General features: G+C 52.8%; 16 protein-coding genes. 4 read left to right on the top strand and 12 right to left on the bottom strand.

The window, feature by feature from the left end; genetic code table 11:
- Positions 1 to 41: 41 nt before the first annotated feature.
- The 9 genes from ACR64Q_RS06050 to ACR64Q_RS06010 form a co-directional block, all read right to left on the bottom strand.
- On the bottom strand, positions 42 to 1,472 hold the full coding sequence (locus ACR64Q_RS06050; protein ID WP_313733948.1) for a glutamate-cysteine ligase family protein: 1,431 nt from the start codon (positions 1,470 to 1,472) through the stop codon (positions 42 to 44).
- A 116-nt stretch (positions 1,473 to 1,588) separates the two neighbouring features.
- Positions 1,589 to 1,948, bottom strand: a complete 360-nt coding sequence (locus tag ACR64Q_RS06045) for a DUF4186 domain-containing protein (protein ID WP_313733947.1) — start codon at positions 1,946 to 1,948, stop codon at positions 1,589 to 1,591.
- A 10-nt stretch (positions 1,949 to 1,958) separates the two neighbouring features.
- Complete coding sequence (locus ACR64Q_RS06040) at positions 1,959 to 2,972, bottom strand: dihydroorotate dehydrogenase-like protein (RefSeq protein ID WP_313733946.1); 1,014 nt, start codon at positions 2,970 to 2,972, stop codon at positions 1,959 to 1,961.
- Entirely contained in the window at positions 2,965 to 6,597 is a 3,633-nt protein-coding gene (gene nifJ, locus ACR64Q_RS06035; protein WP_313733945.1) for a pyruvate:ferredoxin (flavodoxin) oxidoreductase, read from the bottom strand. Before nifJ ends, ACR64Q_RS06040 begins: the two co-directional genes overlap by 8 nt.
- A 310-nt stretch (positions 6,598 to 6,907) precedes the next feature.
- Positions 6,908 to 7,450 carry a hypothetical protein gene (locus tag ACR64Q_RS06030; protein ID WP_026604152.1) on the bottom strand — a complete coding sequence of 181 codons (543 nt, stop codon included), beginning with the start codon at positions 7,448 to 7,450 and terminating at the stop codon, positions 6,908 to 6,910.
- A 92-nt stretch (positions 7,451 to 7,542) separates the two neighbouring features.
- Positions 7,543 to 8,007, bottom strand: a complete 465-nt coding sequence (locus ACR64Q_RS06025; protein WP_313733944.1) for an SRPBCC family protein — start codon at positions 8,005 to 8,007, stop codon at positions 7,543 to 7,545.
- A 168-nt stretch (positions 8,008 to 8,175) separates the two neighbouring features.
- Positions 8,176 to 8,547: a hypothetical protein gene (locus ACR64Q_RS06020; protein WP_313733942.1), complete on the bottom strand. Its 372-nt coding sequence runs from the start codon at positions 8,545 to 8,547 to the stop codon at positions 8,176 to 8,178.
- Between the two features lie 68 nt (positions 8,548 to 8,615).
- The gene (locus tag ACR64Q_RS06015) at positions 8,616 to 10,376 is read right to left on the bottom strand and encodes a L,D-transpeptidase family protein (protein ID WP_483823286.1); all 1,761 of its coding nucleotides are present in this window, start codon (positions 10,374 to 10,376) and stop codon (positions 8,616 to 8,618) included.
- A gap of 260 nt (positions 10,377 to 10,636) precedes the next feature.
- Entirely contained in the window at positions 10,637 to 11,866 is a 1,230-nt protein-coding gene (locus tag ACR64Q_RS06010) for an IS256 family transposase (protein ID WP_026600850.1), read from the bottom strand.
- 221 nt (positions 11,867 to 12,087) lie between these two features.
- Here ACR64Q_RS06010 and ACR64Q_RS06005 point away from each other — a divergent pair, with 221 nt between their 5' ends.
- The 4 genes from ACR64Q_RS06005 to ACR64Q_RS05990 are packed head-to-tail and all read left to right on the top strand — an operon-like array spanning position 12,088 to position 14,357.
- Entirely contained in the window at positions 12,088 to 13,407 is a 1,320-nt protein-coding gene (locus ACR64Q_RS06005; protein ID WP_483823285.1) for a hypothetical protein, read from the top strand.
- 15 nt (positions 13,408 to 13,422) lie between these two features.
- Positions 13,423 to 13,638: a DUF2905 domain-containing protein gene (locus ACR64Q_RS06000; protein ID WP_020485581.1), complete on the top strand. Its 216-nt coding sequence runs from the start codon at positions 13,423 to 13,425 to the stop codon at positions 13,636 to 13,638.
- 24 nt (positions 13,639 to 13,662) lie between these two features.
- Complete coding sequence (locus tag ACR64Q_RS05995) at positions 13,663 to 14,166, top strand: YqiA/YcfP family alpha/beta fold hydrolase (RefSeq protein WP_313733939.1); 504 nt, start codon at positions 13,663 to 13,665, stop codon at positions 14,164 to 14,166.
- Positions 14,167 to 14,183: 17 nt separating this feature from the next.
- Positions 14,184 to 14,357: a rubredoxin gene (locus tag ACR64Q_RS05990; RefSeq protein WP_313733938.1), complete on the top strand. Its 174-nt coding sequence runs from the start codon at positions 14,184 to 14,186 to the stop codon at positions 14,355 to 14,357.
- A gap of 19 nt (positions 14,358 to 14,376) precedes the next feature.
- On the opposite strand, the gene ACR64Q_RS05985 is transcribed toward ACR64Q_RS05990, so the two are convergent.
- From ACR64Q_RS05985 to hflK, 3 genes are all read right to left on the bottom strand, one after another.
- On the bottom strand, positions 14,377 to 14,733 hold the full coding sequence (locus tag ACR64Q_RS05985; protein WP_313733937.1) for a hypothetical protein: 357 nt from the start codon (positions 14,731 to 14,733) through the stop codon (positions 14,377 to 14,379).
- 105 nt (positions 14,734 to 14,838) lie between these two features.
- Positions 14,839 to 15,804, bottom strand: a complete 966-nt coding sequence (gene hflC, locus ACR64Q_RS05980) for a protease modulator HflC (RefSeq protein WP_313733936.1) — start codon at positions 15,802 to 15,804, stop codon at positions 14,839 to 14,841.
- Positions 15,801 to 16,778, bottom strand: coding sequence for an FtsH protease activity modulator HflK (hflK, locus tag ACR64Q_RS05975; protein ID WP_313733935.1), 978 nt, complete (start codon positions 16,776 to 16,778; stop codon positions 15,801 to 15,803). Before hflK ends, hflC begins: the two co-directional genes overlap by 4 nt.
- Between the last annotated feature and the right edge of the window lie 285 nt (positions 16,779 to 17,063).

Below are 17,063 nucleotides of genomic sequence, written 5' to 3'. Positions count from 1 at the left end.
ACGATGATCGACCAATCTGCGGATCGCCTGACGGCAGTCGCCTACAATCGCCAAACCGCTACAGCCTCCTCGCTCCGCTGCCGCTGCAAATAAACCCGCGTCAGCTCCACAAATTCGCCCGGATTATTCTTGATAAACCGCCGCTGCCACTGGCTACCGGTTTGCTGGCTGGCGAGGCGCAGGCGAACCACATCCAAATAATTATCTCGGTCGGCGCTACTGATACCCAAAGCCTGCAATCCCAGAGCGGCACGCGGCAATAGCTCCTGCTCGATCAGCGCCGCCAACCGCAGTTTATGTTCACCAAACCAAACAATATGGCTATCCAAACCGTGCCGCGCGGCTTGATAAAAATTATCCTTAGCTTGGGCAAAGGATAACTCCGCCCTGCCCGCCTGACGTTCGTTGGCCAGATTTTTAACCAACCCGTAATAAAACGCGGCATTGGCGATCATGTCCAACACCGTAGGCCCGGCGGCCGGGGTGCGGTGTTCGATGCGGATATGCGGGGTACCGTCGGCGTCGAAACCGACCAGCGGCCGATTCCAGCGCCAGATCGTACCGTTGTGTAAGCGTAAGTGCTGAAACGCTTCCGGTGCGTCATCAAAATATTCAGGCAGTAGTATCGGAAAATGCTGCTGGTTTTCGACAAAGCATTCCAGTATCGACTGCCGGGCAAAATCGGAACCAAAACTAACCCGGTGCAACGGCCCATCGGCGGCGCCGGCATAGCCGCCGGTGGCAATAGCCTGCTCGAACAAAGGGATGCGGGTTTCGGCCCACAGATCTTTGCCAAATAAAAATGGCGCATTCGCGCCCAAAGCCACCATCGCCGCCGAGGCGATGATAGAAGCGTTGTAAACATGATGGGCTATGCTCAACGGACATTGGATGTGCAATTGAAACGAGGTAGTGGCGGCTTCCAGCATCACGTCGTGATGCTCCACTTTCAAATGCTCGTGGCCGCAAATATCCAGCACGATAGGCCGTCCCCGGCAGCGCAAAATTTGTTGGTTCAAGGCCCGGTAGCGGTTCATATCGGACATATTGCCCAAGTGCAGATCGCTTTGTTGCAGAGTCGGCAGGGTACCTATCGTCAACAGATTCAAATCCATTTGCCGGGCATGCTGTTCGGCTTGGCGCCAGGTGCTTTGCAAATCGCTGTGCATACGACTGAACGCATCGCCGGTCAAAGGCAATGGCGGCGTGTTGAGTTCGATATTGAATTTGGCCAGTTCCGGCCCAGCCATGGGATGGGCAAAAGATTGCAGGTAGGCATGATTGGCTGGCGCCGGTTGCATGTTGTCGTTCAGCAGCCAGGCTTCGATTTCAAAGCCAGCCACCGGCGCGGCTTCCGAGCAGGCTCGGCTTTTAATCAGTCTAGCGAGTAACTCGGTTTCTGTGGATAGGCGTTCCCGAAAGCGCTGAAAATCGGCATCCTGATAGACTGCGGCATGAATTTCTTGACCCATGACATGTGCGCTCGTAATCCGGCGGAACAGGTTGAAATAGTAAGATCGTTAAAGGTAAAGCATGAATTTAGTCCAGCCAAGCGGATTGTTGAGCTGCCGATGTTAGGAAACTAAATTTAAATATCGGCAACTGCCATCCTCAACCACCGCTCCAACACCTTACAAACATAGGTTTGTTCGGCATCATTCAACTCCCTGCCCTGCGGAATTTTATGCCATTTTTCCAGACATCCCCGGCAGCAGCAGGCGGTGGCGTGTTGCGCGACAAACACCGGATGGCCGCGAAACGGGGTTTGTTTACCGTCGTTGTGCGGCTCGGCGGCGGCCAGACGTTTGGCGACAAAGTCACGGGCATGGCTTAATACTGTTTCCAAGCCTTTGTTGCGCAAGTAATCCAAGTCCTTGCCGTTCAGACGAAACTGGCTGCGAAACTTGGACTTAGCCAAGCCGGCAAACAGTTCGTCCAAATCCCGCACGGCTTTAAGGCTATCTCAACACGCCGGCGGACGGAGTGTAACTGTCCAACACATGAATGTAATTAGCGCGCTCATATGCACTGGGGTCGATGGCATGTTGCTGGCTGACGCTACCTTTTAACTGACTGACGGAGTCGTATTCGTGTTCGATCAGCCATTGCTCCAGTTCCGCGCGAATCTCGCCGAGTTTGCCTACGCCCTGCGCCAGCAATACGCTGCACAAATGCACGACGTCGGCACCCGCCAACAAGGCTTTGATCACATCCGCACTGTGATGAAAACCACCGGTCACCGCCAGCGACATTTTTACCCGCCCATACAGCAAAGCGGTCCAGCGGATGCGCAACAACGCTTCGGCTTGGGTGGACAACTGCAATTTCGGCACGACTTCCAAGGTTTCCAGATCGATATCCGGCTGATAAAACCGGTTGAATATCGCAATGCCGTCAGCACCAGCAGCTTCCAGGCGTTGGGCGAAATGAATCGGCGAACTGAATTGCGGACCGAGTTTTAAGGTCAATGGCAAACTGACCCGGCTTTTCAACTCGCGCAAAATATCCAGATAGCGGTTTTCCACCGTTTCGCTGCTTTCATCGGCATTGGCCGCCAGATGGTAGATATTCAGTTCTAGCGCATCGGCCCCGGCTTGTTGCAAGGCTTGGCCGTATTCGATCCAGCCGCCCTGGGAAATGCCGTTCAGGCTGGCGATCACCGGAATACTCAAGCTGCTTTTCAGGCGTTGCAGATGTTCCAGATATTGCTCTTGATAAGTCAGAATCTGGTCCGGTACCGGATGAAAGGATTCGGCTTCACCGTAACCAATGCCCTGCCCGTAAAAAAATCGCTCCATCTGCTGTTGCTCTGCTTCGATTTTTTCTTCAAACAAGGAAGACATGACGATGGCCGCCGCGCCGGCATCTTCCAGGCGCCGGGCACTATCCAAGTCCTTGCTCAGCGGTGACGCCGACGGTACCAGGGGATGCGCCAGTTTCAGGCCCAAATAATTTGTCGTTAAATCAACCATGTTGGCTCTCCTGGGCAAGATCGGCTTTCAGTGCGGCTTTGGCGGCCGCGACACTGGTGGCATCGCTCCATTCCAGCGCGGCCAGTTGTTGATAATAGCGGTAGCGGTTTTTCACATCCTGCTGCGCCTGTTTCAAAAATGCTTCAGCGTGATCGGGATGACTTTGCCAGAGCATGCTGAAGCGGGTTTCGCTCATCACGAACTCGCGTAGCGGCACCGACGGTTCCGCGGAATCCAGTTGCATCGGATTCTTGCCTTGCTGAATGCGGCCGGGATTGAATCTAAACAAAGGCCAATGCCCGCTTTTTACCGCCAGATTTTGCTGTCTATGATTATTGGACAAATCCACACCATGGGCAATACAAGGCGCGTAAGCGATGATGATGGACGGACCATTGTGGGCTTCGGCTTCCAGGAAGGCATTCAGGGTTTGCGTGTCCTTGCCGGCGTAGGCCACATGGGCGACATACACATTACCGTAATCCATGGCCAGCAAAGCCAGATCTTTTTTCGCGGTAGCCTTACCACCGGCCGCAAATTTAGCCACCGCACCCAGCGGTGTAGATTTGGAGGTCTGACCGCCGGTGTTGGAATACACTTCCGTATCCAACACCAGGATATTGACGTTACGGCCGCTAGCCAATACATGATCCAGACCGCCATAACCAATATCGTAAGCCCAACCGTCGCCGCCGATGATCCAAACGCTTTTCTTGCACAGATAATCGGCTAACGGTAACAAGGCCTGCGCAGCCGGTTGCTTCAGCGAGGGTAAATGCTGCTTCAACTCGGCCACACGTTGGCGTTGCTCGTAAAGGCCGGCTTCATCGGCTTGGTCGGCTTGTAAAATCGCATCGACCAATTCGCCGCCCAAGGTTTCCCGTAGCGATACCAGTAATTCGGCCGCATGCTCGGCTTGTTTATCGATTGCCACCCGCATGCCCAAACCGAACTCAGCGTTGTCCTCGAACAAGGAATTATTCCAGGCCGGCCCCCGGCCTTCCGGGTTTTTGGTCCAGGGCGTGGTCGGCAAGTTGCCGCCGTATATCGACGAGCAACCGGTGGCATTGGCTACCACCATGCGATCTCCGAACAGCTGCGATGCCAATTTCACATACGGGGTTTCACCGCAACCGACACAGGCGCCGGAGAATTCGAACAAAGGCTGTAACACCATCGAGCCTTTGATGGTGTTGGTTTTTAGCAAGCGGCGGTCATATTCCGGCAAGGACAAGAAGTAATCCCAGTTTTGGCTTTCCGGTTCGCGCAGCGGCGCTTGCGGTTGCATATTCAAAGCCTTGCGACTAGCGTTGGATTTATCGCGGATCGGACAAATATCCACGCACAAACCGCAGCCGGTGCAGTCTTCCGGCGCCACCTGATAACTGATCGACAGGCCGGCAGGAAAATCTTTACCCAGCATCGCCGCGTGCTTGAAGGTTTCGGGCGCATTGCTCAAGGCTTCGTTGGGCACGATTTTGCTGCGGATCGCCGCGTGCGGACAAACCATCGGGCATTTGCCACACTGGGTGCACAAATCGGTTTCCCAGACCGGAATCTCCAGCGCCAGATTGCGTTTTTCGTAGGCAGCGGTGCCGGTCGGGAAGGTGCCATCTACAGGCATTGCACTGACCGGCAAGGCATCGCCACGGCCAGCGATGATTTCACCGGTGACGCGACGAATAAATTCGGGTGCGCTATCGGCAATCAACGCGGCAATATCGAAACCGCTGTCGGCTTGCTTGGGTAAGGGCACATGGCGTAAGCCAGCCAAAGTTTCGTCGATGGCTTTGAAGTTTAAATCGACAATGCGCTGGCCTTTTTTGCCATAGGTTTTTTCGACGGCATGTTTAATCGCGGCAATGGCTTGCTCCTGCGGCAACACCCCGGAAATCGCAAAAAAACAAGTCTGCATGATGGTGTTGATGCGTTTGCCCATACCGGATTTTTCCGCTACCGCGTTGCCATCGATCAGATAAAACCTAATTTTCTTATCCAGCATTTGCTGCTGCATCTTGCGCGGCAAGGTTTCCCAAACTTCATCAGGCGACGCCGGACTATTCAATAGAAACACCGCTTTGTCGGCGGCGTTGGCCAGCATGTCATAGCGTTCCAGAAACACGGTTTGATGACAGCCGATGAATTGCGCGTCGTTCTCACCGATCAAATACGTGGAGCGAATCGGCTTCGGCCCAAAGCGCAGATGCGACACGGTAATTGCCCCGGACTTTTTCGAGTCGTACACAAAATAACCCTGGGCGTATAAATCGGTTTCTTCGCCGATGATTTTGATGGTGTTTTTGTTCGCACCCACCGTACCGTCGCTACCCAACCCGTAAAACATGGCTTGAAAGGTTTGATCGTGGGTATCGGTGCGATAAGCCGCATCCCAATTTAAACTGGTGTGGCTGACGTCATCGTGAATGCCAACCGTGAAGTGATTCTTCGGTTTATCGTTTTTCAGTTCGTCGTAAACCGCTTTAATCATGCCCGGCGTGAACTCCTTGGACGACAAACCGTAACGGCCGCCCACCACTTTGGGCAGGGTGGTAAATTTTTCGCCGTCGCTGAAGGCTTGCGCGACCGCGCCCAACACGTCTTTATATAAAGGCTCCCCGTCAGAACCCGGTTCCTTGGTGCGATCCAATACCGCGATTTTTTGGCAGCTGGCCGGCAAGGCTTCGATTAAACGCTCCGGCGCGAACGGCCGGAATAAGCGCACTTTCAACAATCCAACCGCTTCGCCCTGGCGATTCAGGTAGTCCAGGGTTTCTTCCACCGCCTCAGCGCCGGAGCCCATAATTACTATAACCCGCTCGGCTTGCGGTGAGCCAACGTATTCGAACAGCCGGTATTGACGGCCAGTCAAACCGGCCAGCCGGTCCATGGTTTGTTGCGCAATCTCCGGCAACGCAGCGTAGTAAGGGTTGACCGATTCCCGGCCCTGGAAATACACATCCGGATTTTGCGCAGTACCGCGCAGCACCGGATTATCCGGAGTCAAAGCTCGGCCGCGATGCTCGCTAACCCAGTTGTCGTCTATCATCGCCCGGATGACGCCGTCGTCAATCTCGACAATTTTAGCGACCTCGTGCGAGGTGCGGAAACCATCGAAAAAATGCATGAACGGTATGCGGCTTTGTAAGGCTACTGCATGAGCCACCAGCGCCAAATCCTGCACCTCTTGCGGCGAGTTGGAGCACAACATGGCGTAGCCGGTCATTCGCGCCGACATCACATCGCTGTGATCGCCGAAGATAGACAAGCCCTGGCAAGCCAGCGAGCGGGCGGCAATATGAAACACGGTAGGGCTAAGTTCGCCGGCGATTTTATACATATTCGGCAGCATCAACAGCAAGCCTTGCGAGGCGGTGAAGGTGGTAGCCAAAGTGCCGGCTTGCAGCGCGCCATGAATGGTGCCAGCCGCGCCGGCCTCGCTTTGCAGTTCGACCACGCGGGGCACAGTACCCCAAAGATTGGGTTGATCGCGAGACGCCCATTCGTCAGCCCATTCACCCATCGCCGAGGACGGGGTGATGGGGTAAATCGCAATCACTTCATTGAGTTTATAGGCAATACCGGCCGCAGCCTGATTGCCGTCGATGGTGAGGGTTTGCTTTTGCATGGAATAACCTTTTCAGGAAATAAAACGGGGGAGCCGCCGGGCAAGTGCCGGCGGCTGTTTTTCTAAGATGCTCTAAGCATAGTCAAAAATGCCTGACTAATTTTTAGTCAATTTAAAGATGTCCCAAACAGGACGGGCGATTGGCTGGTTTGCTCACGATTTGATCACAAGTTTATCCACAACTTCTGTGTATAACTGTACTTTTGGACAATGGCTGCCTGCGAAAACAATAGCCCCTAACCCATAAATTCAAGCTTGTTAATCCTCCCCCGGCAGCTTATCGGCCACCTAAAACTCGCAGTTCCTTAGTTTATTCAGACCAGTCGTCGCGCAGTACGATAGGCATCACTTTATCTTCAACTTCAATCACTGCCTTATTTAACACCACCAATTGTTTGTCCTCGACGAACTGCACACCCAACATATAAAAAATCGGCCCCCAAAACGGGTTGATCATCAAGCCACCAAGTATGCTTTTCCCGGTGCGTTGCAAATTTTTTAATGGGTTAAAAGCGACAGCCAGCGTTTGCTGGGGATGCTCGGCAAATACGTCCGTTATCGGCTTAAACGTGTGTTTATCCCGGCTTTCCAGCTCCGCCAAGGAAACCGAAAGCTTACGAGCCATTTTGTAAAAATGCAGACGCGCCGCGGTGGCCGATACCGCAAAGGCAATCGCCATCAGCGGTAACAGAATACTGGGCGGCAACAAGGGGGCGAAAGCCGGCGCCAGCAACACCAAACCATAACCCAACATCACCGTATCTTCACCGCGTTCGACATCGCGGTCCAGATTTTTAACGATAGCAACCACTTGATTGCCGGACTGATCCAAATAACCTTTGTCTTGAGCCATATTCGTCTCCTTCAGGTTGAATGTGCAGGGTCTTGATTAGATGCCTGCGGATAAAAAAAGTCAACTGCCAAACCGATGCCGTACTTAATACACTACGGCTCGCCAACACCCCACTTTGCTTGCAGATAATCGCGGCGCGTATCGAAAATACGCTGCAACTTATCGCCGATAAACCCTTGCAGCAATTGCCCCAGCCAGCCCCAGGGCATCGTATAAAACACGATGTCTTCCAATACGACGCCCTCTTCGCAATTGCTTAGGCAAACCTCATGGCTCCAGAATCCGAAAGGACCGACCGCTTGTTGATAGACAAACCGATTAGGCTCATCGCAGTGACTGACTTCCGATAACCAGGACATGGGCACGCCAAACACAGCCTTCATCCGATATCGGATCAGCAAGCCCGGGTAAATATCCTCAGGCACCGGCGAAGTAATATCGACATGAAAAAACTCAGGCGTAATTTGATTTAGATAGTGCGGAGAGGAGAAGAAATCCCACGCCTGCTGCTGACTGAGCGCCAAGCGCTGCTGCCGGTGGATGTGATAAATTTTCATAATATTTGCGGATGACGATGCCGAACTACTGCGATAGTCAGCAATCTACCGTAAATTTTTTTTTGCGGTAGTGCTGCTTATGCAGCGCAGTCACGCGGATGCACAAGCCGGAAATCAACTCGCCCGCAGGTGAAACCAGATGTCGGATAAACCCAAACAAATCCAAGATTATCGAATCTTGCCGCTTTCTTCCTTGATTTCCGCGATTAGATCGCCGAGGTTTTCGCGCTGTCTCAGCACGAAATTCCGGCTTTCCTCGGCGGTGCGACCACCCAGCACGATGATGTCTTTGCGATGTTTATGCGCCAGATACCCCGCCAGCAAACCACCTGAGAATAAAGCGAGCGGGTGGCGGATCAGCGCTCGCGTGATGCTTTTGCTGGCGTGCGTCAACCCGGAAATAACGATGCCCATCACCACACCTTTGACCAGAATCTCGCCATTGGTTGGCGGCGCCATTCTGCCTTTCTTGCCTTTGCGCGTCGGCGACTTCTTAACTTTCTCGGCCACAGCTTGGTTTACTATTTTCGCTTGCGTCATATCCCTGTCTCCTGAAAATCAACACGCCAACTAACAGCATAATCCAAAACTGGCAAAACTGAATCCTGTTAACCGCCGCCGGCACTATTCACAGTTTTACTGACTAACTGCTGTTTAGCGCCCGGATCGGCTGCTTTGCTCAAAGCAGTCTGCAACAATTCATCTTGACCATAAATGTCCGGGTAAAAGCGCGGTTTATCATCAAGACCCACAAAAACAGTGGTATAAAAAAATAACACCGGTATCGATTTTTTCAGAGTGACTCGCTGGGTTTTAGGCCCGGCCATGGCCTGCTGTATGGTTTGCTGATCCCACTCGCTTTGGTCGCCGAGCACAAATTCCGCCAGCTTTCCAGCTTCCGCCACTCTAACGCAGCCGTGGCTGAGATCGCGGCGATCCCGGTTAAACGCCGCTTTGCCCGGCGTATCATGCAAATACACATCGGCCTTGTTCGGGAAAATAAATTTCACCCGCCCCAAGGGATTGTTACTGCCGGGGCGTTGTCTGGCGCGCACCCGACCACTCTTGATTTCGTCGACAATGCTGTCTTGATTTTCGTCGTCGTCTTCGTCGTCGGCATAGCGTCCTACCAATTCAATATCCTGACTGGTCAGAAACTCTTCATCGCTCAATAGTTTCGGCAGCATTTCCTTATCCATGATGCTTTTCGGAATGTTCCAATACGGCATGAACTCCAGATATTTCATGTCTTCCCAGAGCACCGGGGTCTGGTTCTTTTCAGCCTTGCCGACTATCACTTTCATGGTCAAGGGCTGTTGATCGTCGCGAGAATTGAAGGCCCATAACTGAAACGCCGGGATGTTTACAAAAATCCTCGGCCCTTCCGGCAACTCCGGCATCCAACGCCAACGCTCCATGGCTAATTCGAGCATGGCAATTTTATCGGCCGGCGTTTGATTCAATAAGGCCAGGGTTTGTTTGCCAATCACCCCGTCGGCTTTTAAGCCTTGCTGTTGCTGCAAGCGTTTCACCGCTTCCGTCGCCACTGCGTCGTAGAGCGTCTCCGTGTTGCCGGCACCTACGACGTCTTCCGCTTTCAGTTCACCCAAATCCAGCAAACGCCGGCGCAACTCGGGCAATTGCGCGTCTTGCTCGCCGGGGCGCAGCGATTTTGCCAAAAGCAGTTTTGGCTTCTGCGCGGCGGTATTTTGTTGACGATAAGCAGCCAACAAAGTCTTTAATTGCTGATATTGCTTGAATTTGGGTGCCAGCGCCGCCGGCAGTTCGGCAAGCGTTTGTTGTTGAATATGTTGATTCAGCAATACAGCGACATCGCTTGCCGATTTGGCGGCAAACTGTGCGGGATAATCGAAGTCGCGCGGATCGACCCGGCCGACATGCAGATCACGCGCGAAATGAACCAGCGCTATCGACAAGGCCATGTCGTAAGAGACCAACTCCGTCGTCGCATTTTTCGGTAGTGTAACGGCCTGTTGTAAGTAGCCGCGCAAACGCTCGACTTCGTATGTATCCGGATTCAAACCATCGGCCTTGGCATTGCTTAGCAGACTCAAAGCGTCTTCGCGATTTTTCGCAGTACGACCTTCACCCAGCCAAATCAGCTGATTGGCATTCATCTGATACAACTGTTTCAACGCGTCGCTATACTGCGAAAAATCCGCTTGCGACAATAAAGGCTGCTGTTTGCTGGCCAGTAATGACTGTATGGCTTGTCCAACAGCAAGCTCTGGGCTTTGGCTGCTGGCGGATTGCGAGAAAAAATACAACAGCATCAGTACCGTCAGCAGGTACGGTGGAGAGTTGCGCCATGTTGTTTGATTACTGCTTGATACGGCTTGCTGCGTCATGATTTTTGCAAGTTCAAATTCGGACAAAGGTTGCCATATTGACAAAATACGCGCTCAAGTTCTAGCAGCGCCGGATAAAAAGGGCTTAATTCCATTGAATTCACCAATCATTGCTGCGCTCTATAAAAATTCGCAGCGATTTCGGTAAACGTGATGCCACGATCATAAAAATACCGTGCGGTGCCTGGTTTCACAAGTTTGGATCCAGCTGTTCAGAAAACTCGGGAGTGTCCCAAATTTTGTGTAAACGGTAGTTTGGTTTAATGGCTAGGGAAGCGATCTTCGAACTGAATACTAAACCGATTCAAAGCGGCTTTCCAATCGTAGACGGGCATGGTCCAATTTTGGCTGATATTGCGCAACGCCAAATAGAGCAGTTTGGACAAGGCGTCATCACTGGGGAAGACCGCGCGGTTTTTCATGATTTTTCTCAGACTTCGATTCACCGATTCGATGGTATTGGTGGTGTAGATCACCTTGCGAATCTCGGGCGGATAGTCAAAAAAAGGGATGATGTGCCCCCAGTTTCGTCGCCAGATAGGGGCGATCGTGGGATAGGTCTCCAGCCAGTTGGCCTCGAATTCGGTCAGCTTTTGCTCGGCTTCCCTCGCCGTTGCGGCTCGATAAATCTGCTTGAGGTCGTCGGCAACCGACTGGCGCCTTTTGTAGCTGACATAGTTGAGGCTATGACGGACCAAGTGGACAATACACAGTTGAACGGCCGCTTTGGGAAACACGGTTTCGATAGCCTCCGGAAATCCCTTCAGACCATCGACACAGGCGATAAAGATGTCGTTGACGCCACGGTTCTTGAGCTCGGTGACCACTTGCAACCAAAATTTGGCGCCTTCGCTTTGGGCAATCCACAGCCCCAGCACTTCTTTGTGGCCGTCCAGATTGACACCGATGGCCAGATAGACGGCCTTGACCCGCACGCTGCCACTATCGCGCACTTTGGTATGCAGACAGTCGAGGTACACAATCGGGTAAATCGGATCCAGCGGGCGGCTTTGCCAGACGCCCACCTCTTCGAGTACCGCGTCGGTCACCGAGGAAATCAAGGTGGGGGATACCTCGGTGCCGTAAAGCTCGAATAAATGGGCTTGGATTTCCCGTACCGTCAGTCCTCGGGCATATAACGAAATGATCTTATCGTCGAAACCGGTCCAGCGCCGTTGATGCTTAGGAATGATCTGCGGTTCGAATTCGCCATGACGGTCGCGGGGAATCTCGATAGGCAAGTCGCCGAAGTCACCTTTCAGCGTTTTCCGGCTTTTGCCGTTTCGGGCATTGCTGCTGGCGTTGGTCACCGCCTCATGCTTACCGTGGCCCAAGTGCGCGGTCATTTCCGCTTCCAGGGCCCGTTCGACTATCGCTTTGGTCAACTGCTTCAGCAGACCATTGGCACCGATCAGGTCCTCGGGTTTTTGATAGTGCGACATCAAGGCGTCGAGTAGGTCATCCGGTATGGCTTTTGATGATACGGTCATGGTTTCCTCCTTGTCAGGATCGGTAGTTTCCTACCTCAGGGCCGTTTACACAAAAATTCTTACACCCTCGAAAACTCCCATCAGCATATCGACTAGCTGACAACTCACAATCTTAAACGCCTGTTTGTAAATTTTTTTTGCCACTTCTGTAGGCATCCGTATAAGAATTTACAGATTTGTGGGCGAGCGTATCGCGCTAGAATAGCGGGCGTAAATCCTGTTTGACCATTAATCCACGCCTATCGTTTTTCATGCATCCCCATCCAGAATCCGAGCAAACACCCAACGCCAAACAGCTAAATAGCGATTGTCGCTGCTCGTCGCTAAATCGCAAAGCGCTGCGCAGCAAACTGAATAGGCTGGACGGAAACGAGGATTTGTATCGGCTGATCGCCGAGGAGCGGCCGAATTTGTTCGCGGAGTCGGCGGTGTTCATTGATCAAGCTTGCCTGCACCAACAATTGGCAATCATCGCCGCACTGGAACGGGTGATTGCGCTGCCGGCGTATCAACAACAGGTACTTCAATACGCACCGGATGCCGCACAGTTTTTAGCAAAAGCTCACGGTGTATTTCTAGGCTACGACTTTCATCTGAGCTCTGACGGCCCGAAACTGATCGAAATCAATTCTAATGCCGGCGGTGCGATGATTAACGCGCTATTGATTCGCGCACAAAACAGCTGTTGCGAAATCGTCGGCAACCAACAGCCCGGCAAACTCAACTTGCCCAGGCAAGATACTCAGCAAGCCGAAACCCTGTTCATGAACATGTTTTACCGGGAATGGCGAGCGGAGCGCGATGTGGCGCCGCTGCGCAGTATTGCCATCGTCGACGATGACCCGCAAAACCAATACATGTGGCCGGAGTTTCTGTTGTTTAAACACTTGTTCGAACAACATAAAATCCAAACTGTAATCTGCGATCCTGGGGCCTTAAGTTATCGAGACGACCGACTCTGGCACGATGATCTGCCAATCGATCTGGTTTATAACCGCTTGACCGACTTTGGCTTGGAATCGTTGGAAACCCAGACTTTGCGGGAAGCCTATCTTGCCGGTGCGGTAGTACTGACGCCGCACCCCAGAAATCATGCGCTATATGCCGATAAAAGGAATCTGGTCTGGCTGGGCAACACTGATTTTCTAAAAGCAATCGGCGTCGATGAGCATACTCGAACACTATTGCGAGAGGGCATCGCTCACACCGTGCTGGTCGATGCGCAAAATGCCGAGCGGTTCTGGTCCGAACGTAAGCAGCTGTTTTTCAAGCCAGCCAGAGGCTACGGCAGCAAAGCGGCGTATCGGGGCGATAAACTGACCCGGCGCGTTTTCGAGGATATTCTGCAACACGATTATGTGGCGCAGACCCTGGTAAAACCCAGCGAACGCCATCTTGATGCCGGCGAATTAAAACTGGATTTGCGCCACTATGTCTATCAAGGCCAAACCCAATTGGTCTGCGCCCGCCTCTACCAAGGCCAAACCACTAACTTTCGGACACCCGGCGGCGGTTTCGCGCAAGTGGTGGTGATCCCGTAACTTACAGGAAAAGAGATGGAACCCGGCAAAGCATTAATTCTTATCGGCTCGGCCATCCTGGTGCTCGGCTTGGTTTTGAACTACGCCCCGTGGTTGGTGAATTGGTTCGGCAAACTGCCGGGGGATATTCGGATTCAGGGTAGAAATAGCTTCGTGTTTATTCCGATTACGTCGATGATTGTGATCAGCGCGCTGATCACGTTACTGGCCAATTTATTTTTCAGAAAATAAGCTTTCGAACAGCGAGAAAAGATCATGAGCAAACTGGTCATTTACAACCACGGTAAGGATAGTATTCCCTGGGGCGAAAAACCCCTGGCATTGGCAGAAGTCGCCAAACGCCAAGGGTTTGAATTTATCAGCCCGGATTATCAAGCCAGCAACGACCCGGACTGGCGGGTACAGCAGCTATTGGCGCTGGATGTGTCGGGATATGAAACGATAGTGCTGGTGGGCTCCAGCATGGGTGCTTATGTTTCGACCGTCGCGGCGGAAATCATCAAGCCGAAGGGCTTGTTTTTGATCGCGCCGGCATTCTATTTGCCAGGCTATGCGCGTACCGAGTTTAAGCCAGGCACTGCCAACATCGAAGTGTTTCATGGCTGGCAAGACGATGTAGTAGCCCCGGAAAACGCCTGGCGCTTCTGCCGCGAACATCACGCGCGCCTGCATATGTTGGATGCCGACCACCGCTTATTAAGCATATTGCCAGTAATGGCGACGGCTTTCGAAAGATTTCTCGGCGATTGTGCCGCTTAACACCCAGAGTGAATCCGATGAGCGATTACCAGAAATACCACTGCATGGAATGCGAACACATTTACGACGAAGCCAAGGGCGACCCGGATAGCGGCATCGCACCCGGCACCCGCTGGGAGGAGATCCCCGACGACTGGGACTGTCCGATTTGCGGCGCGCCGAAAAGTTTTTTCAAATTACTGGCATATTGACCGCTCCGACCAGGCAGCCTCAGTACATACCGTTACCGAGCAAAGCCCCGGCGGCGGCACCGATACCGGCGGCTATCGGATCGCCGCCCCCCAGATGATAACCCATCGCACTACCCACCATACCGCCCAGTAAACCTTGCGGCGACCGTTGGTCGTAGCCGTAATAAGCTGGCGGCGGAGGTGGAGCGTAATACTGAGGAGCCGGCACATACTCGACGACCGGCGCGGGTTGATAATAAATCACTTCTTCCCGATACATCGGCCGATAGTGCCCGTGGTGGTGATGGCCATGATGATGCTCCCAATGCTCATGGTCGGCCAACGCAGCCGACGACACCAATAAACCCAAAAAGATGACTGTTGTTGTTTTTAACATCGCAAACCTCCTGTTAGTCAATTATTTGCTTGCGATAAAGTTTGCCGTCACCAGCTTAATTTTTGCTTATTGGCGTTATAAACGGCATCGCCGCTTTGTTGGGTATTAACGATTCTTTTGCTCCACCCGCTTCAACAAACCAAATAAATCGCTGTTGGTGGACAATACAATGGTAGCGTCGCCGTTTATCACCTTGCGATAGGTTTCCATGCTCTTCAAAAACTTGTAAAACTCGGCGGACTCGGGTTTTTGCCCATAGGCCTTGGCGTAAATTTCGGTGGCTTTGGCATCCGCTTCGCCTTGAATTTCCTGCACGCGCTTGTAAGCGGTAGATTCGATTTCGTTGAGATCGCGATCCCGATTACCGTTAATCCTGGCCGCCTCGCCCTCGCCTTCCGAGCGGAAACGCTGGGCAATTTGCAAGCGTTCGCTGATCATCCGCTGATGGATTCGTTCAAGTACCTGATGGTTGTAATTGATGCGTTTGAAGCGCACATCCAGCAATTCGACACCAAATTCGGCCAATTTCGGCGCTGCGGCATCGAACACGTCTTTTTCGATTGCCGCCCGGCCCACCCGGATTGGCCGCAATACGCCTATCGTGCCCTCGCCGGTTAACGGCCCCAAGCTTTCGTCTTGTAGGGGTTTACGATCCTTGTCCGAACGCACCACTTCGATCAATTCGTGGCGAGCGATTGCTGTGCGGGTTTCGCTACCCAAAATATCTTCCAACCGCGATTGGGCGCTACGTTCGTCACGCAAGCGTAAGTAATATTGCATGGGCTGGGTGATGCGCCAGCGGGCGAAGGTATCGACCTGTACATAGGTCTTATCCTTGGTAGACATCTCCACCATCGGCCCATCCCAGGCCAGGTAACGCTTATCGAAGCTATTGATCTGCTGGGTAAACGGGATCTTGAAATGCAAACCAGGGCTGGTAATCGGCTCACCGACCGGTTTACCGAATTGGGTGATGATAACCTGCTGGGTTTGGTCGACGGTAAACACCGATTGCCATAGCAAAAACCCCGAAACAACGATTAACAGCCAGTTTCTTATCGATAAATTCATTTCACTACTCCCGCTGCCTGACCGGGAAACGGCAACATCGGCAATATTTGCTGCACCGAGTCATCGACAATAATTTGCTGGCTGGCTTGCGGTAACACCTCGCCCATCGTTTCCAGATAAATCCGGGTGCGCGTCACTTCCGGGGCTTTTAGATATTGTTCCAACACTTGATTGAAAGCGGTGACATCCCCTTCCGCTTCGTTAATTCGTTTAAAACGATAACCTTCTGCGGCGCGAATTTTCTGATCCGCTTCACCACGCGCGCGCGGCACTGCTTTGTTATATTCGCCATTCGCCAGATTGATGACGTTCTCTCGGTCTTGCTGAGCACGATTCACTTCATTGAACGAGGGCTGTACCGGTTCGGGCGGATTGACGTTTTTCAGTTGCACTTGATTGATCGACACTCCTAACTGGTAGCGTTCCGCGAGTAAGCGGGCACGCGCCAAAACGGTGTCCTCAATCTCCTGCCGACCGATGGTAATAATTTCATCGACGGTGCGATCACCCACCACCTCTCGCATCACCGCTTCGGAAATGTCCCGCAAAGTCAGACCAGGATCGCGGACATCAAACAGATATTTTTCCGGGTCAGTGATCCGGTATTGCACGATCCACTCGACCAGCGCCGAATTCAGATCGCCGGTTACCATAGACTTTTCCAAAGCCGGTTCATCGCCAATTTGATCCGGGTTGGTGAAGCCTGGCGTAGCAAAGCCAAACTCCAGCTTCTGCTGACGCTGAGTGGGCACGGTAATGACGCTATCCACGCCAAACGGCAGTTTGGCATGCAAGCCGGAGGGGACTTTTTCGATGAATTCGCCGAAGCGCAACACAATGCCTTCAGATTCGGCGGGGATGGTGTAAAACGACATGCTCGCGCCGACCAGCACCGTGACGATAATCAGGATCGCCAACGGCGAAATCGGCAGCGAATCGGGCAGATTTTTAAAAATGGGATTGACGTCGTTCAAGAACTGGCTCCGTTAAGTCGGCGAAAAATCAAATTGCGTAGCGTTATCAAACCGGCCCTGCAACTCCCTGGAGTCGTCATTCCGGCGAAGGCGGGAGCCGTAAGACCACACAGAAAATCCAAACTAGCCGCTGGGCTAAAGCCTTCGCGGGAGCGACGATATTTATGGGCCAGGTAATAGAGAAGTCACCAGCACCGCCGAACTCAGTAAACAAGCATGGACCCGCTCCACCCTTTCGTCAATTTGTACGCTGCGCAAGCTTGACCGCACGCCACCGAAATATCC

It is taken from the genome of Methylomonas sp. 2F7, from assembly GCF_057126975.1.
Note: the sequence above shows the minus strand (reverse complement) of the source record. Positions and strands in the feature narration are given on the sequence as shown.

Bases quoted from the DNA above. Each gene is read 5' to 3' on its own strand.
- hflC (WP_313733936.1), bottom strand. From the start codon at position 15,804: ATGAATTTATCGATAAGAAACTGGCTGTTAATCGTTGTTTCGGGGTTT.
- ACR64Q_RS06000 (WP_020485581.1), top strand. From the start codon at position 13,423: ATGGAACCCGGCAAAGCATTAATTCTTATCGGCTCGGCCATCCTGGTG.
- ACR64Q_RS06020 (WP_313733942.1), bottom strand. From the start codon at position 8,547: ATGACGCAAGCGAAAATAGTAAACCAAGCTGTGGCCGAGAAAGTTAAG.
- ACR64Q_RS06010 (WP_026600850.1), bottom strand. From the start codon at position 11,866: ATGACCGTATCATCAAAAGCCATACCGGATGACCTACTCGACGCCTTG.
- ACR64Q_RS06030 (WP_026604152.1), bottom strand. From the start codon at position 7,450: ATGGCTCAAGACAAAGGTTATTTGGATCAGTCCGGCAATCAAGTGGTT.
- ACR64Q_RS05985 (WP_313733937.1), bottom strand. From the start codon at position 14,733: ATGTTAAAAACAACAACAGTCATCTTTTTGGGTTTATTGGTGTCGTCG.
- ACR64Q_RS05990 (WP_313733938.1), top strand. From the start codon at position 14,184: ATGAGCGATTACCAGAAATACCACTGCATGGAATGCGAACACATTTAC.
- ACR64Q_RS05995 (WP_313733939.1), top strand. From the start codon at position 13,663: ATGAGCAAACTGGTCATTTACAACCACGGTAAGGATAGTATTCCCTGG.
- ACR64Q_RS06050 (WP_313733948.1), bottom strand. From the start codon at position 1,472: ATGGGTCAAGAAATTCATGCCGCAGTCTATCAGGATGCCGATTTTCAG.
- ACR64Q_RS06015 (WP_483823286.1), bottom strand. From the start codon at position 10,376: ATGACGCAGCAAGCCGTATCAAGCAGTAATCAAACAACATGGCGCAAC.
- ACR64Q_RS06025 (WP_313733944.1), bottom strand. From the start codon at position 8,007: ATGAAAATTTATCACATCCACCGGCAGCAGCGCTTGGCGCTCAGTCAG.
- ACR64Q_RS06040 (WP_313733946.1), bottom strand. From the start codon at position 2,972: ATGGTTGATTTAACGACAAATTATTTGGGCCTGAAACTGGCGCATCCC.
- nifJ (WP_313733945.1), bottom strand. From the start codon at position 6,597: ATGCAAAAGCAAACCCTCACCATCGACGGCAATCAGGCTGCGGCCGGT.